The sequence below is a fragment of the Asticcacaulis aquihabitans genome (assembly GCF_032490435.1).
In the GTDB taxonomy this organism is placed as follows: Bacteria; Pseudomonadota; Alphaproteobacteria; order Caulobacterales; family Caulobacteraceae; genus Asticcacaulis.
In genome coordinates this window covers 73,238-89,113 of the sequence record NZ_JAVGWM010000001.1, presented here as the reverse complement: position 1 = coordinate 89,113, position 15,876 = coordinate 73,238, and the positions used below count along the sequence as shown (strand labels likewise).

Below are 15,876 nucleotides of genomic sequence, written 5' to 3'. Positions count from 1 at the left end.
ACAGCGTGAGCTCAACAAGCCCACGCTGTTTTGGTTAAATGGTCGGAGCGACAGGATTCGAACCTGCGACCCCTTGACCCCCAGTCAAGTGCGCTACCAGGCTGCGCCACGCTCCGTCCAATTTCGCAAGTAACGGCAAAACCGCCCCTTGGAGAGGGCGGCTTATAGAGGCGAAACCGCCCCCCCGCAATCCCCAAAAGGCACATTTCCAAAGAAATCTTGAGGCTGTTTACAAAAGCGTCGGCGTATCCACGAAACCGACGCATACCCACGTCAGGATCGACGGCCAGCCTTGCCAATCTGACGCCCAAGAGTTGCCTGCGCGTCTTCCAACGCCTTGGCGATGTTGAGGAAGCTTTCACGCATTTCAGTTGAAAGACCCGTTGTCGGGACGGTATCCGGTCGCACAAAAACCGGCTGGCCAACGCCAGCGGCGTCTTCGACAGCGATCTCTTCGCGCGACACTAGCCCCTGTTCCGTGGCAACCGCATCGCCCACGCCCGTGGGATTCAGAATAGCCTTTTGGCCATCTTCCTTGAACAGCTTCTGGACGCCGCGAATCGTATAGCCACGGTCGTAGAGCAGGGTTTTTATACCTTGCAGCAGGTCGATATCCTGAGGTCGGTAAAACCGGCGACCGCCAGCCCGCTTGGTCGGACGGATGAAGGTAAACTTGGTTTCCCAGAAACGCAGCACATGTTGAGGCACGCCCAATGCGTCGGCGGCTTCAGAAATGGTCCGTAAGGCTAAAGGCCCCTTATTCACCGGTACGCTACTCCGTGATTACTCATGGGGGTTACTCATGGGTGCCGGCATCGACGCGGGCCTTGACAATCTGAGAGGCGCGGAACGAAATCACCTTCCGCGGATCGATTGCGGCCGGTTTGCCCGTCTTGGGGTTACGGCCGACACGCGCATTTTTTTCGCGCACCTGAAAGACGCCAAAGCCCGAGAGCTTGACCGTATCGCCTCGCTCCAGCGCTTCAACGACGAGATCAAGCGTGCGTTCGACAATCGCGGCGCATTCCTGACGTGGCAAACCGAGTTCGTTGTGCACGTCTTCGAAGAGTTCAGCCCGCGTCAAGGTCTGCGTTTTCATGGTGTTTATGCCCCGTCCGTTGAATGGTTGCACCAATTACAGATAGAAGCATGCCGCAAATTACCGTTTGCGTCAAAGGGTTATAGCGAAGTGATGATAAAAAACCTGAATCCGACAGATCAAATGGCGCCTACAGCCGAATCGCCGCCGCGCCCCAGGTCAGACCACCGCCAAGCGCTTCAATCAGAACCAAGTCGCCGGGCTTGACGCGGCCGTCCTGAACACCGACATACCAGGCGAGCGGAATGGACGCTGCCGAGGTGTTGGCATGCTGCGCCACGGTCGATATGACCTTCGTCTCATCCAGACCGAGCCGCTCCGCAACACCGTTCAAAATGCGTTGATTGGCCTGATGCGGAATGAACCAGTCAATATCGGAAATCTCCAGATTGGATTTTTCCACCGCCGCTTCAACCGCTTGAGATATCTTCTGTACGGCCTGCTTAAATACCTGGTTACCCTGCATCCGGATCTTTCCAATACGGTTTTCCGCTTCGAAAGTCCCGCCATCAACATAAAGCAGATCAACCTTCGATCCGTCGCAGCGCAGATCGAAACCCAGTATGCCCCTGTCGGCCTTACCGCCCTCGCCTTCGACGGGCTCAAGCACCACCGCCCCAGCACCATCGCCGAACAGAATACAGGTCCCGCGATCGGAGTAGTCCAGCAACTGGCTCATGGCTTCGGCGCCGATGACCAGCACGCATTTCGACAGACCGCGCGCCACGAAGCCATCCGCAACGCTTAAGGCATAGACAAAGCCCGAACAGACCGCCTGGACATCGAATGCCGGACAGGTTGGCGCGCCCAGCTTATGCTGCACTATGGATGCGGTAGAGGGAAACGGCATGTCAGGCGTTGTCGTCGCAACGATGATCAGATCGACATCCGCGACACTCTTGCCAGCCGCCTCCAGAGCCACCTTGGCGGCTTCCACGGCCATATCGGACGTCTTCATTCCGGCATCGACCTTGTGACGCTGGCGTATGCCGGTGCGCTCAACGATCCATGCGTCAGACGTGTCTACCGTCTTGGCGAAATCGTCGTTGGAAACCACCGTTTCAGGCAGGAATCCGCCGACCCCGGTGACCGCCGATCTTAACACACCCATCTAGTTTACCTTATTGCCCGCGGCTTCCAATTGGCTGGCGGCCGGCTTATCCTCTACACTTGTACCCGCGGCGGCTGCGGCAATCGCCGCCTGTTCCGCCTCATCGATGCTCTGCGAGAATTGCTTCAGAGATTCGATAATGTCACGTTCATACCCACTGGCGGCGAGTGACAGACCGACCTTGATCGCGTTGGAGAAGGCACGGACATCGGCACCGCCATGACTCTTGATGACAATCCCCTTAAGTCCCAGCAAGGGCCCACCGTTGCCAGCCGCCGGATCGATCCGCTGGGCCATGGCCTTCAGCGCAGGGCCCGCCACCAAGGCGCCCAACATTGCCAGGGGCGAGGATTTAAAAGCCTCTTTAAGCAGATCTTTGATAAATCGCGCCGTGCCTTCGGCCGTCTTAAGCGCCACATTTCCGGTAAAACCATCTGTGACAACCACGTCCACCGTACCGGCGCACAGATCAGTGCCTTCGACGAAACCGTGATAGTTCAAACCCAGGGCGTTTTCGCGCAACAGCTTGTGGGCTTCTCGCACCTCTTCGTGCCCTTTTACGTCCTCTGAACCTACATTCAAAAGGCCTATGGACGGCTTTTCAACGCCGCGCACGGCTCGGTGGAAGGCCGCGCCCATCAGGGCAAATTCGATCAACTGGCGGGCATCCGAGGTTACATTGGCGCCCACATCAAGCACAGTTCCAAAACCCTTTTTATTGGGCCAAGAACAACCGATGGCTGGACGTTCCAAATCGTCAGTCATCATTTTGAGGATCATTTTTGACAAGGCCATCAAGGCACCGGTATTGCCCGCCGATATGACCGCCCTCGCCTCACCGGATTTCACCGCATTAATGGCATTGGCCAGACTGGTGTTGCGGCGTCGAATCGCCTGGGCGGGCTTTTCGTCCATGGCGACACACTGGTCCGTATGCACGACCACGGAACGTGCCTTAAGTTTAGGAAGGCGCGCCAGTTCGGCATTGATGCGCGCCTCATCACCATGCAGCTGAAAGAATAAATCCGGTCGCTCGTCCAGGACGAGCCCGGCGCCGCAAACGGTTACAGCCGGACCATGATCGCCGCCCATGGCGTCAATCGCAATCACCAGCGCATCTTTGGGTACAGGAGAAATGAGAGGTTCCTCGGTTGTCGTCACGGACTTATCTGACCTCACTTAAACTTCTCACAAGACGCAGGCGCGAGCGCCGGACGATAGCGCGAGTTCGCAACTATGCAAGCCCTATCATAAGCGCGCATAAGGCTATTCATCACGTTTGAGTTTGGCGAGAACGGCAAACGGCGACGGCTCTTTCTCAACTTCCGGCTCTTGGAATACCACACCCGGCTTGCGAGCGAACGGGTCGTAAGCCTCGCCCAATGCCTCGATAACATATTGCCCCAGGTCGATTTGGCCGTTCTCGATGACGTCCGGCTCATCGAGATCGTCCAACGTGAATTCGTGCGCGCCGATCTCTGCGACTTCGTCGGTGACCCGGCCCTTTTCAATACAATCGATAGTCAGGTCAGCGGCTATCGGATGGCTGAACGGCTCAAGGGAGACGCCGCACTCCTGAGTGACGGCGCCCGTCAGTTTCAGGGTGACTTGCACCATCGGCTTATCGCTTGGGGCAGATCGGGTTTCAATCTCAGCCTTTAGGCTGTCAAGCGATACCATGCCGAAACCCTTGGCAATCGCGGCCCGACGCGCATCATCCGCCACCAGTTCGATTTTCATTCCCTTGAGTGCCTGATCGAAGCGCACGCGATGCTCCCACAGATTTTCTTCGATATCATGCTGGTCCATTTACGCATCTCCACTGGTCATTATGGTCTCGGCCGAGTCCTCGGCAATTTCAAGCGCCGCTGGCGCAGGCCAGCTTATGCGCCCCGCCAGCGCGTCATCCACGCGGAAGGCGTCATAGGCGTTCTGAGCATAGATGGCAAAGGCCTGGGCGCGTTCAAGGACGGCAGCGGATATAGCGTCCTGGGTGCCTTCGCCATCCGTCTCGCCGGAATAGTCGCTGCCCGCAAAGATCGTTCGGGCAGCATAGTCGGCCTCGGCGCCCAATCCTGCTGCGTCGCGCCACAGATCGTCCCAGCGCTTCATACGGGTGTAGATCACCAAACCCAGCTTTTTCATCCGCTTCGGCACGGCCAGATCACCGACACCTTGTTCGCGAAGCGTCGAATCAAGCGCCAACAAAAACGCGTCGAACAGATACTGGGCCGTATCGCGCGCCTGCTCCGTCCTCGGGTCATCGGCGGGCAAAGATTTCAGCCGCGTCACAACCAGACCGACGTGAAACGTCAGAAGCTCGAAACGCGCGCCGATGGCGTCATCAATGCCGTAATCGATATAGAAGATCGGCAGTCGCGCCTGCGTCACGCAGGCGGCATACAGGCGATCGCCAATCAGCTTAACCGGTCGCGGTTTGAAGACGGATTTGAGTTTATCCAAAAGGGGTTGCATATCTCATCCTCGCCGTCGCAAAAGCCGCCTTGAAAACAGGCGCATCCGGGTTACGGCCGGGGCAAAAAATTTCACTATTCATGGCCATGTTTAGGCCTTAAGCTTGCCGTAAGCCTAAATTCCCTATAGGTCAAATGCGTTCGTTTACTAAACAGGATATTCATGCGCCTGCCTACTCTTAAGACCAGTCTGGTAATCGCTGGCGTTTCGGCCCTGGCCCTTATGGCCCAGGCGTGCGCGCCGACCATGACGCACCATGGCTACCTGTCCCACGACGCCAAGCCCTCCACTGACATCAAGGTTGGCGATACGCAGGCCGTCGTGCTCGACAAGCTGGGCGCACCGTCCCAGACCTCGATCTACAATCCGTCGGAATGGTACTATATCGACCAGACGTCTATGAAAATGACGTACAAACAGTCGCGCGTGACATCGCGCTCAGTGACAGTGGTCAATTTCGATACCGGCACCCAGACGGTGGCGACGGTCAAGACGCTTTCGCTCGCGGATGGCCGCGACCTGACACCGAATCCGAGCAAGACCCCGACTCGTGGACGGTCCCTCACCGCCCTGGAGCAGGTACTGGGTACCGTCGGCCATCAACGCCTCAGCAACGATCAGGATCGCAACCCCGGCAACAACCGCCGCCGCGAATAGGTCCTACCGATACACAATATGAAAGCCCGCCAGTTGCCTGGCGGGCCTTTTTGTTTGGCTGCGGCTCTCGGACAATCAACCGTGAGCCATGACCGCGAGCATGAGCAAGGCCACGATGTTCGTGATCTTGATCATCGGATTGACGGCAGGACCGGCTGTGTCCTTGTACGGGTCGCCAACAGTATCCCCCGTTACGGACGCCTTATGCGCTTCCGAGCCCTTGTGATGGACCACGCCGTCCTTATCCGTGAAGCCGTCTTCAAACGACTTCTTGGCATTGTCCCAGGCGCCGCCGCCAGACGTCATGGAAATGGCGACGAAGATGCCGGTAACAATAACGCCGAGCAGCATGGCGCCAAGCGCTTCAAACGCCGGAACCGCGCCGCCCAGCTTGTAGACGACAACGAACAGAACGATCGGCGACAGAACCGGCAACAAGGAGGGAACGATCATTTCGCGGATCGCCGCCTTGGTTAGCATGTCCACCGCCCGGGCGTAGTTCGGTTTCGATGTGCCTGCCATGATACCTGGGTCTTCGCGGAACTGCTTGCGCACCTCCTCTACCACTGCCTGCGCGGCCTTGCCGACGGCGGTCATACCCATGCCGCCGAACAGATAGGGCAGCAAGCCACCGATCAGCAGGCCGATGACGACCCACGGTGACGATAGCGAGAAGGTTAGATCGCCCAGACCGTCAAAGAACGAACCCGGCGTCGCATTAGCAGCGAAGTACTTCAAGTCAGACGTATAGGCGGCGAAGAGGACAAGCGCCCCCAGACCGGCCGAACCGATGGCATACCCCTTCGTGACGGCCTTAGTGGTGTTGCCAACTGCGTCGAGCGCATCGGTGGTATGACGAACTTCCTTGTCCAGGCCGGCCATTTCGGCAATGCCGCCGGCGTTGTCCGTAACCGGGCCAAAGGCATCGAGGGCCACAATCATACCCGCCAGGGCCAGCATGGTGGTGGTGGCGATGGCGATCCCAAAGAGGCCCGCCAGCATGTAGCAGCTGATGATACCGGCAACGATGATCAGGGCTGGTATGGCCGTGGATTCCATGGAAACGGCCAGCCCTTGGATGACATTCGTCCCGTGTCCGGTGACCGAAGCTTGGGCAATAGAGACGACCGGACGCTTGCCTGTGCCGGTATAGTATTCGGTCACAACGATAAAGCCCGCGGTCACCGCCAACCCGACCATGCCGCACCAGAAGAGAGTCATACCGGTAAAGGTGAAGGTCGTTCCGGCCGCCGTATAGGAAAAGGGCGTATCGAGTCCCAGGCCATCCATATATTTAATCACGGCGCCGACAGCGATTACAGACATAAGGCCGGTCGCGATAAGTCCCTTGTACAACGCCCCCATAATGTTCTGGCTCTTGCCGAGACGGACAAAGAAGGTGCCGGCGATAGAGGTGAATATGCAAACGGCGCAGATGACCAGAGGCAGCAACATCATGGTGTTCACATACGGCGTGTCACCGAAGAATATGGCCGCCAGAACCATGGTGGCGACTGTGGTCACCGCATAGGTTTCGAACAAATCGGCCGCCATGCCGGCACAATCGCCGACATTGTCGCCTACGTTATCGGCGATGGTCGCCGGATTACGGGGATCGTCTTCGGGAATACCGGCCTCGACCTTACCAACCATGTCACCGCCGACATCCGCGCCCTTGGTAAAGATGCCGCCGCCGAGGCGGGCGAAAATCGAAATCAGGGAGGCACCGAAACCGAGGCTGACCAAGGCATTGATCAGTTCGCGGTCATGCGCGCCCAATTTCAGCACTTCGGTCAGATAGGCATAGTAGCCTGACACGCCGAGAAGTGCGCCGCCAGCGACAAACAGGCCGGTGACAGCACCGGCGCTGAAGGCCAGCTTGAGCCCCTTTTGCAAGCTTTCCGAAGCGGCCTGAGCCGTCCGGACGTTCGCTCTTACCGAAATCAGCATACCGGCATAACCGGCTGCGCCCGATAGGAGCGCGCCGATGGCGAATCCAATAGCGGATAAGGCGCCGAGCTTCCAGAAGGCCAGGACAAAGATAACGACGCCCACAAGAGCGATGGTGGTATACTGACGCTTGAGATATGCCGCAGCCCCTTCCTGGATCGCAGCGGCGATTTCCTGCATTCGCGCATTACCCGCGCTGGCCTTCATCAGATTGAGGGTCTGAATGACGCCATACAGCAGGCCAAGTATGCCGGCCGCAATCGCCAGCATCAAAGCAATATTCATAGTGTAACCCCTGTATCTTTATATGTAAGGAGTGTCGCTAACCTGCCACCCCCGTTCCGGGAGTCAAAAAACAGGCCAAATTCAGAGCCTTATTTTCTGACAGGGGCAAAGAGTGCCTGATGTTTATCTGAGTTTCAAGCGAAGATGAGCGCGCAACCCATTATATTTCAAAGACTTTTATACCGCGAATGCTGCATTGCAGAGCCGCGAATACTTATCTTTTGAAAATTCAGGAAGTTAGGATGTAATGCAGCGCAATAACCTGTACCGCGTGCGGCATGATGTTATTTGGGATGCCGTTTAGGGCTTTGAGAAACGATATCGATCGAAGTGATCATACCTGCCCCGGTTATTTTGCTCCATTCGGGGGTCATCACCTGCTTGAAGCGAGCCTCGTCCAGCAGGTCGTCACGCTTGGTCTGGGCGAAAGACACCCGGGACGACACACGTACCAATGCGTCGCGGAAATAGGGCTCCATATCCCGCATCTTGGCTTCGTTCGCCTTGGGGCTGAGATTTATCTTGATGCTGAGAAAGATGTAGTTGACCACCTTGCCGTCGACAGTGACGGGAATGCCGATGGCTCCCAGTTGGACAGAAGGGGCAGACGCCGCCTTGCCTTCCTTGCCCTCTCCGCCCCCGCTCGCCTGTGCCGGCAGAGCCAAAGCGCAACCGATGACCAAACCGCAAAGGCCGGTGATGAGTGCACGTTTATCGATCAGGTTTGTCATTCCGCCAAAATTTCCAGAACGCGATTTGGCGTAGCCAAACCATTTATAGCCCTTCGAAAAGCAGGGGCAGCCGCTCGAGAAATTAGCCGTAAATGGTTGATAAAGACAAAACCCTCCGGTGAACCGAAGGGTTTTGCATCCTCAGACTTAAAGCGTGAGTCTCAAAGACTAGCGGCGTTCATGCCACCGGCCGTTAGAATCGCGCCAGCCGTCATGCCAACGACCATCCTTGTCGCGCCAACCATTCGGGTTTTGATCGTCGTGACGCCAGGCATCATTGCTGTAGCCCCACGGCCCCGGACGCTCATGGTGATACCGATCGTAATAGACCTTCTGGTAATATCCCTGCGGCGGACGTTCCTTGTAGTAGACAACCGAATAACCGGCAGGCGGCGGTGCCGGATCGTAATAGGCGCCCTGATAGGAATAATATTCGCCATTATAGCATTTCACGCTGGACTTGCCCGCGCTGTTGCCGATGGCGCCGCCAATAACCGCGCCGCCCACGGTCCCAAGACCACGTTCATTCTTCGATACCTGGCTGCCGACCAGACCACCGATTACAGCGCCGATAACGGTACCGTTGCGCTGAGCATCCTTCTTTTTGGCGTAGCAATAGCCGTCGTATTGACGGACATCATATTGCTGGGCCGAAGCGGCCATAGGCAGGCCAAAGGCTATTGCCAAGCCAACTAGGCCAATCTTGTGAATCGATTTCATCTCGTTACCCTCCACGGCAAGTGCTGCTCTTATGCACGGCGTATGATGTCTGGGTAACCGCAATGTGACCACCCGACAATCTGGCTGGACGGCGGATTTATATTCCGCTTTGTAAGAAACGACTAAAGACGATGGGTGTAGCCTTTGGCCGCTACGTCGATCCGTCGATTATCTGCCCACAGCTCCGCCCCTGCGGGCGTATCTTCGGACACCCCAAGGCACATGCCGATATCGTAAAACCCGGCCATGACCAGCGCCCTCGCCCCCGCCTCATCAGCCGTACACAGGATTTGATAGTCGTCACCGCCAGTCACCAGCTCAACCGGGCTAATGCCGGACGCAATGGCCGCGCGCGCTGAAAGCGAGGTCGGCACCTTGTTCAAGTCGATACGGATCATCAGATTATTGGCGCGAGCCAGATGATCGGCGTCCCCCAACAAGCCATCGGAAATATCCATGGCGCTGCGGGCGTGATCGCGTATGGCAGGCACCAGATCCGTGCGAATTTCAGGTAGGTGATAGGCGCTGATCACCTCGTTGACATCCTGATGCGACAATCCAAGCAGTTGCCCTTGCAGAGCCTTCAAACCCAGATATCCCTGTCCGATATAACCACTGATCAGAACCCGATCACCGGTCCGAGCCCCCAGACGCGACAAGGCTTTCCCCGCTGCGACCTTTCCGAACATGGTCATGGATATGACCAAGGGCCCTTCAGTCGATACGGTGTCGCCGCCGAATAGGGACAGACCGTAGCGATCCTGGTCCGTTTTGAGACCGCGCACAAAATCGGCCTTTTCCGCATAGGACGTGCCGCGCGGCCACGCCGTCATAAGTTGATAACCGTAGGGCTTGGCCCCCTTGGCGACAATGTCCGACAGATTGACTCGCATCAGCTTGCGCGCCACCAGATCCAGCGGATCGTGCTCAAAGAAATGAATACCCGCCACCAAGGCGTCGGTATTGACGACAAGATCGCAGGCCTCATTGCCTGGGATCACTGCGACGTCGTCAATCAGCCCCCGCGCCTCACGGCTTAGCCCCGCCAAGGGCTTGAAAAGTTGATCGATAATGGAAAATTCGTCGTGTTCGGGCATAGTCCGGCCTCAGTGAGCGCGCGGCATTTTGCACGCAATCGGAGAAATTGCGACAAAAGTTTCCGTGAAATTTCGCTTATTTACGGACATCCCGGGCAATGCCATCCAAGGCACCGTTGACGAAACGGGCTTCGGTATCACCAAAGAAGGCGCGGGCAATCTCGACATACTCGTTGATGATCACTTCCAGCCCTATATCCTGGCGGAACTTCAATTCCCAGGTGCCAGCGCGCAAAATGGCGCGGACCGTGGTATCGAGGCGCTCAATCCGCCAGCCGGATGCCAGGCGATCGACAATGAGCGCGTCAATGACGGACTGCTCCTTGACCACGGCGCGGGCGCCCTCGGCGAAAAAGGCTTCATCAGCCGCCGCGAGAGGCTCGCCATCCAGATCGGCATCGAAGCGATGGTCGGCAAATTCGCGGATTACCGTCTCTACGCCGGTTCCGGTCAATTCAAGCTGATACAGAGCCTGAACCAGGATAAGCCGCGACACGGTACGGGCGCGCTTTTCCTTATTCGACAAACCTTTGGGTTCGCTACCCTTGGCATTCAACTGATCGATCACGGCTTGCAGGCTTTGCGGCGTGCCGGGATTTTGAGGCGCATCACTCATTGGCTGCCGTCCATCAAGGTCTTGCGCAGGCCAATCATGGTCAGACACACCTTGGCAACCGTACCGCCCTTGTCGCCTTCGGAGCGACGTGCACGTACCCAGGCCTGATCTTCGTCTTCAACCGTCAGTATGCCATAGCCGATCGCCAGGCGCTGCTTATAGCTCAAGTCCATCAAGCCACGCGCCGATTCCTGGCAAACATAGTCATAGTGCGTCGTATCGCCACGAATAACGCATCCAAGCGCGACATATCCGTCGTAGGCACGGCCCATCGGACGATGTGCGGCATCTTCGGCCATGGCGATGGCAGCCGGAATTTCGAAGGCGCCGGGAACGGTCACCACATCGAATTCAGCCCCAAGGGCGCTCAGGGCACCTTTCGCACCGGCCAGGAGTTCATCGGCAATATCGTCGTAAAAGCGGCTTTCGACGATCAGGATGCGAAGCGGAGTTTCAATGGTCAAGCGAGTCGTCCTCGGATGTATATTCTAGAGTCGGGCTTCATACGCCTTTATCTAGGCGCGAAAAAGGGAAATTTACAAGGTTTGCCAGTCTAACAGGTTTACCAGTCTAACAGGTTTATCCGTCTATAGGGTTTGCCAGTCGATGATTGACAGGCCGTACCCTTCCAGCGCCGCTGGCTTGGGGCGCGTAGCCGACAGGGCGATCATGTCACGCACGCCCAGATCGAGCAATATCTGCGCGCCGACACCGTAATCACGCAGGCCACGATGATTCTGCGCCTGACTGTCGTCGGCGCCAAAGCGGCTGGACAACACCTTCGGATCGGGATCGCGCAGCAAAACCATCACGGCTGGGCCGTTATGGTCGGCCAGAACCTGCATCGCCTTTTGCACATAACCGCTGCGCAATCCATCGCCCTGTCCGCCCAATACGTCCGACGCAATATCCAACTGGTGCATGCGCACCAGGGTGGGCTTGTTGGGCGAAGGCTGATGCTTAACCAGGGCCAGATGTTCAGACTCATCCAGTTGGTTGCGATAGACCATCAAACGGAACTGGCCGCCCCATTCACTATCGAACGGCCGGTCCAGCACGCGCTCAACAAAGCGTTCGGTGCGACGGCGATAGGCGATGAGGTCGGCAATCGTGCCGATCTTCATGCCGTGTGTCTGAGCAAACTTTATCAGGTCCGGCAGACGCGCCATGGTGCCGTCATCATTGATGATTTCGCAGATGACGCCGGCCGGATAAAGCCCGGCCATACGCGAAATATCGACGGCCGCTTCGGTATGGCCGGCGCGCACCAGCACGCCGCCTTCGCGGGCGACCAGCGGAAAAACGTGACCGGGCGAGACGATATCCCGCGAATCCTTGGTCGGATCGATGGCGACCGCGATCGTATGGGCGCGATCCTTGGGTGAAATGCCCGTGGAAATGCCGTCCTTGGCTTCGATCGATACCGTGAAGGCCGTGCCGTTACGTGCGCCGTTGTCATGCACCATCGGCGGCAGGCGCAGAGTCTTCGCGCGTTCGCCCGTAATGGACAGACAGATCAGTCCGCGCGCGAAACGCGCCATGAAATTGATGATATCCGGTGTCGCCATCTGGGCGGGAATGACGACATCGCCTTCGTTTTCCCGATCTTCGGCATCGACGAGAATATAAGGCCGGCCGTTGCGCGCATCCTCCAGGATGTCCTCGATCGAGGAAATCGGGCTGTCATAATTCGCCGATTGCAGGTCTGTGGTGATCTTGTTCAATGTCATTGCGCGTTACTCGGTTTCGAACCAGCGAGCGGCATAGCGCGCCAGACGGTCAACCTCAAGGTTTACGCTGTCGCCAATAGCCGTTTTTGATAAAGTCGTATGCAGCCAGGTGTGGGGAATGATGTTGACGCCAAAGGTCTGGCCTTCGACTTCATTGACGGTCAAAGAAATTCCGTCGAGTGCCACCGATCCTTTGGGGGCGATAAACCGATGCAGCGGTGCCGGGGCTTCGAAGGCCAGGCGCCAGCTATCGCCGTCCTGAACCGCATCGATCAGCTTGGCCAGCCCGTCGACATGGCCGGACACGACGTGGCCGCCGAGTTCGTCGCCCATCTTGAGCGCTCGCTCAATATTGACGCGGCTGCCCGGTTGCCAGTGTCCGAGATTGGTCAGGGACAGGGTTTCGTTGGACACATCGAGGTCATAGCTGTCGCCTTGCTTCGACACGACAGTGAGGCAACAGCCCGCATGGCTGATGGAGGCACCAATGTCGACATCATCCAGATCGAAATCGACCTCCATGGTCAGGCGCAAGCCTCCATTGGAACGGATCATGGCACCCACTGTGCCCATGCTTGAAATAATACCCGTAAACACCTGTATCTCTTTCCATTTACGATTGTCGCACCTTGGCGGTCACGACAATTCGTAGGTCTCCCAAAGGTCGTCGCCGACCGCCTGTACGCCCAGCCGCGTGAAGCGTACAATGCGCGATAAATCGTCAATGTTCAGATGACCGATCACCGGCCGTGCATCTCCGCCCAAGATGGTGGCCGAGCGAAACCATTCAAGTCGATCCACAAAGCCGGCCCGCAGAAAGGCGGTGGCGATCACGCCGCCGCCTTCGACAAAGAGCCGCTCTATCCCGGTGGCGCTGATTGCTTCCAACGCTTTTTCAAGATCGACGCGCTGGTGCTTCGACGGCACTTTTAGCGCCTTGACGCCCAAGGACTGCATTTCGCCGCTGATGTCCTGAGTAGTCACGACATAGGTCGGGATGACGCGTGCCGTCTGTACCAGCTTTGAGGTCAGCGGCAAGCGTGAGCGCGAATCCAGAACGATGCGGGCGGGTTGGTATCCTTCGTAATTTGGCAGGCGAACCGTCAATTCCGGATCGTCCTGGAGTGCGGTTTCGATACCGACCAAGACGGCGTCATGACCACCGCGCAATTCGTGCACGACGCGACGCGCCTCCTCGCCCGTGATCCATTTGCTTTGTCCCCCGGCCGTCGCTATGCGGCCGTCCAGCGTCGTCGCCAGCTTCAAGGTAATTTCAGGCCTGGCCAATGGCGCCTCGCATACATAACAGGGTCAACGACCGGCTTTTCATCGCCCGTCAAGCATCGTCCGAGGGGGAAATGTCCTGTTCGCCCAACCCACGCTTTATATCCTTAGGATCCTCAAGGACCGCATTACTAAGCCCTTCGTCACCGAGGAACTTGGCGAAATCAGAGGTTTCACGGAAGTCGCGGTACACCGACGCATAACGGACATAGGCCACAACATCGAGCGACTTCAAGGCTTCCATGACCAGACCGCCGACGGTATCGGACGGAATATCAGTCTCACCCATGCTTTCGAGCTGACGCACGATGCCGGACACCATGCGGTCAATACGGTCCTGATCGACCGGGCGCTTACGCATGGCGATGGCAATGGATCGCTCCAATTTTTCCCGGTCAAAAGGCGTGCGCCGTCCCGACCGTTTGACCACCATCAGATCGCGCAACTGCACCCGTTCAAAGGTTGTGAAACGGCCACCGCATTCCGAGCACGACCGCCGCCGCCGGATCGCCGCGCCGTCTTCCGACGGGCGGGAATCCTTGACCTGTGTCTCGAGGTTTCCGCAGAATGGGCAGCGCATGATGAGTTTCAGATAACCGCTTGAGGGATAATGTCTTTATATAATTACGCGCGAGCGAATTAAAAGACTCGCGCACAACTCCGCACGAGGATCAGTAGCATAAATCGCGCCAAGGTAAAGCCATGCCAGCCAAGGTCCTGAAGCGATTGCAAGCGCGCCGCCACTCCGACAAAAGAAAAAGGTTCCCGGCCGCAACCGGGAACCTAATCCATCACTCAAATATTTAGCTCGATAAATCAGCTATATATAGGAAACTGCTTTGTCAGCGTGAGAACTTCGGCACGAACCTTTTCTTGTACAGCCAGATCGGCCTCACCACCGTTCGCCGCCATGCCTTCAACCACGTCGGCGATCAGGTTGCCGATCTTGGCGAACTCAGCTTCCTTGAAGCCACGCGTCGTGCCCGCAGGCGTACCGAGGCGAACGCCGGACGTAATGGTGAAGGGTTGCGGATCGAAGGGAATGCCGTTCTTGTTGCAGGTAATGAAGGCGGCTTCGAGCGCGTGTTCCGTTGCCTTGCCGGTCTGGCCCTTAGGCCGCAGGTCAACCGACATGACATGGCTGTCGGTACCGCCGGTAACGATCGCCAGGCCACGCTCAACCAAGGTGCTGGCCAAAACCTGGGCATTGGCCACGACCTGACGGGCATAGGCCTTGAACTCCGGCTGCAACGCTTCGCCAAACGCTACGGCCTTGCCGGCGATGACGTGCATCAACGGCCCGCCCTGCAAGCCAGGGAAAACCGCCGAATTGATCTTTTTGCCGAGCGCTTCGTCATTCGACAGGATCATGCCGCCACGCGGGCCGCGCAGGGTTTTGTGGGTCGTGGTGGTGACGACATGCGCGTGCGGCAACGGGTCGGGATAGACGCCGCCGGCGACCAGACCGGCATAGTGGGCCATGTCGACGAACAGATAGGCACCGATCGAATCGGCAATTTCACGGAAGCGGGCGAAATCGATCTTGCGGCTGTAGTTGGATGCACCGGCAATGATCAGCTTCGGCTTGTGCTGCTTGGCCAGATCGGCGACCTGTTCCATGTCGATGATGTTTTCGTCGCGCGTCACGCCGTAAGGCACAACATTGAACCATTTACCCGACTGGTTGGCAGGCGACCCGTGGGTCAGGTGACCACCGCAGGCCAAATCCATGCCCATATAGGTATCGCCGGGCTGAAGCAGGGAGAAGAACACCGCCTGGTTGGCCTGGGCGCCCGAATGGGGCTGAACATTGGCAAAAGCGCAGTTGAACAATTTCTTCGCGCGCTCGATGGCCAGACGCTCGACATCATCGACGTACTCGCAGCCGCCATAGTAACGGCGACCGGGATAGCCTTCTGCATACTTATTGGTCAGGACGGAGCCCTGCGCTTCCAGCACCGCCTTGGAGACGATGTTTTCGGACGCGATCAGCTCGATCTGATCCTGCTGGCGATGCAGTTCGCCCTTGATGGCCGACATCACTTCGGCGTCGGCAGTGGCCAGGTCATTATGAAAATAGCCCTGAGGGATGAATGAGCCGGCGTTCGCGGGTGCGTTCAC

Annotated in this window: 18 protein-coding genes and 1 tRNA gene; 1 reads left to right on the top strand and 18 read right to left on the bottom strand. The window is 57.6% G+C overall.

Going from position 1 to position 15,876, the window contains the following annotated elements; all coding sequences use genetic code 11:
- Positions 1 to 39 precede the first annotated feature (39 nt).
- The 7 genes from RCJ00_RS00450 to RCJ00_RS00420 all read right to left on the bottom strand — a co-directional run bounded on the left by RCJ00_RS00450 (position 40) and on the right by RCJ00_RS00420 (position 4,685).
- Positions 40 to 116, bottom strand: a tRNA-Pro gene (locus RCJ00_RS00450).
- A gap of 157 nt (positions 117 to 273) precedes the next feature.
- Positions 274 to 765: a MerR family transcriptional regulator gene (locus tag RCJ00_RS00445; protein WP_316219621.1), complete on the bottom strand. Its 492-nt coding sequence runs from the start codon at positions 763 to 765 to the stop codon at positions 274 to 276.
- A gap of 31 nt (positions 766 to 796) precedes the next feature.
- Positions 797 to 1,099 (bottom strand): integration host factor subunit alpha, encoded by a 303-nt coding sequence (locus RCJ00_RS00440; protein ID WP_023459076.1) that lies wholly within the window; start codon positions 1,097 to 1,099, stop codon positions 797 to 799.
- Between the two features lie 130 nt (positions 1,100 to 1,229).
- Positions 1,230 to 2,210 carry a beta-ketoacyl-ACP synthase III gene (locus RCJ00_RS00435; RefSeq protein WP_316219620.1) on the bottom strand — a complete coding sequence of 327 codons (981 nt, stop codon included), beginning with the start codon at positions 2,208 to 2,210 and terminating at the stop codon, positions 1,230 to 1,232.
- Positions 2,211 to 3,320 carry a phosphate acyltransferase PlsX gene (gene plsX / locus RCJ00_RS00430; RefSeq protein WP_316219619.1) on the bottom strand — a complete coding sequence of 370 codons (1,110 nt, stop codon included), beginning with the start codon at positions 3,318 to 3,320 and terminating at the stop codon, positions 2,211 to 2,213.
- A gap of 156 nt (positions 3,321 to 3,476) precedes the next feature.
- A complete protein-coding gene (locus RCJ00_RS00425; RefSeq protein ID WP_316219618.1) occupies positions 3,477 to 4,019 on the bottom strand; it encodes a YceD family protein in 543 nt (180 codons plus the stop codon).
- Complete coding sequence (locus RCJ00_RS00420) at positions 4,020 to 4,685, bottom strand: ubiquinol-cytochrome C chaperone family protein (RefSeq protein WP_316219617.1); 666 nt, start codon at positions 4,683 to 4,685, stop codon at positions 4,020 to 4,022.
- A gap of 162 nt (positions 4,686 to 4,847) precedes the next feature.
- Here RCJ00_RS00420 and bamE point away from each other — a divergent pair, with 162 nt between their 5' ends.
- Entirely contained in the window at positions 4,848 to 5,342 is a 495-nt protein-coding gene (bamE, locus tag RCJ00_RS00415; RefSeq protein ID WP_316219616.1) for an outer membrane protein assembly factor BamE domain-containing protein, read from the top strand.
- 75 nt (positions 5,343 to 5,417) lie between these two features.
- Here the strand turns inward: bamE and RCJ00_RS00410 are convergent, their stop codons facing one another.
- The 11 genes from RCJ00_RS00410 to glyA form a co-directional block, all read right to left on the bottom strand.
- The gene (locus RCJ00_RS00410; protein ID WP_316219615.1) at positions 5,418 to 7,577 is read right to left on the bottom strand and encodes a sodium-translocating pyrophosphatase; all 2,160 of its coding nucleotides are present in this window, start codon (positions 7,575 to 7,577) and stop codon (positions 5,418 to 5,420) included.
- 284 nt (positions 7,578 to 7,861) lie between these two features.
- Entirely contained in the window at positions 7,862 to 8,308 is a 447-nt protein-coding gene (locus RCJ00_RS00405; protein ID WP_316219614.1) for a hypothetical protein, read from the bottom strand.
- A gap of 168 nt (positions 8,309 to 8,476) precedes the next feature.
- Complete coding sequence (locus RCJ00_RS00400; RefSeq protein ID WP_316219613.1) at positions 8,477 to 9,028, bottom strand: glycine zipper 2TM domain-containing protein; 552 nt, start codon at positions 9,026 to 9,028, stop codon at positions 8,477 to 8,479.
- A 122-nt stretch (positions 9,029 to 9,150) separates the two neighbouring features.
- Positions 9,151 to 10,125: a thiamine-phosphate kinase gene (thiL, locus tag RCJ00_RS00395; RefSeq protein WP_316219612.1), complete on the bottom strand. Its 975-nt coding sequence runs from the start codon at positions 10,123 to 10,125 to the stop codon at positions 9,151 to 9,153.
- Between the two features lie 76 nt (positions 10,126 to 10,201).
- A complete protein-coding gene (gene nusB, locus RCJ00_RS00390; RefSeq protein WP_316219611.1) occupies positions 10,202 to 10,741 on the bottom strand; it encodes a transcription antitermination factor NusB in 540 nt (179 codons plus the stop codon).
- Positions 10,738 to 11,205 (bottom strand): 6,7-dimethyl-8-ribityllumazine synthase, encoded by a 468-nt coding sequence (locus RCJ00_RS00385; protein WP_023459065.1) that lies wholly within the window; start codon positions 11,203 to 11,205, stop codon positions 10,738 to 10,740. The genes nusB and RCJ00_RS00385 overlap by 4 nt, the downstream gene beginning before the upstream one ends.
- A 123-nt stretch (positions 11,206 to 11,328) precedes the next feature.
- Positions 11,329 to 12,471, bottom strand: a complete 1,143-nt coding sequence (gene ribB / locus RCJ00_RS00380; protein WP_316219610.1) for a 3,4-dihydroxy-2-butanone-4-phosphate synthase — start codon at positions 12,469 to 12,471, stop codon at positions 11,329 to 11,331.
- Between the two features lie 6 nt (positions 12,472 to 12,477).
- Positions 12,478 to 13,068 (bottom strand): riboflavin synthase, encoded by a 591-nt coding sequence (locus tag RCJ00_RS00375; RefSeq protein WP_316219609.1) that lies wholly within the window; start codon positions 13,066 to 13,068, stop codon positions 12,478 to 12,480.
- 39 nt (positions 13,069 to 13,107) lie between these two features.
- Complete coding sequence (locus tag RCJ00_RS00370) at positions 13,108 to 13,758, bottom strand: RibD family protein (protein WP_031239107.1); 651 nt, start codon at positions 13,756 to 13,758, stop codon at positions 13,108 to 13,110.
- A 49-nt stretch (positions 13,759 to 13,807) separates the two neighbouring features.
- A complete protein-coding gene (gene nrdR, locus RCJ00_RS00365) occupies positions 13,808 to 14,335 on the bottom strand; it encodes a transcriptional regulator NrdR (RefSeq protein ID WP_316219608.1) in 528 nt (175 codons plus the stop codon).
- Between the two features lie 236 nt (positions 14,336 to 14,571).
- Positions 14,572 to 15,876: a serine hydroxymethyltransferase gene (gene glyA, locus RCJ00_RS00360; RefSeq protein WP_316219607.1), complete on the bottom strand. Its 1,305-nt coding sequence runs from the start codon at positions 15,874 to 15,876 to the stop codon at positions 14,572 to 14,574.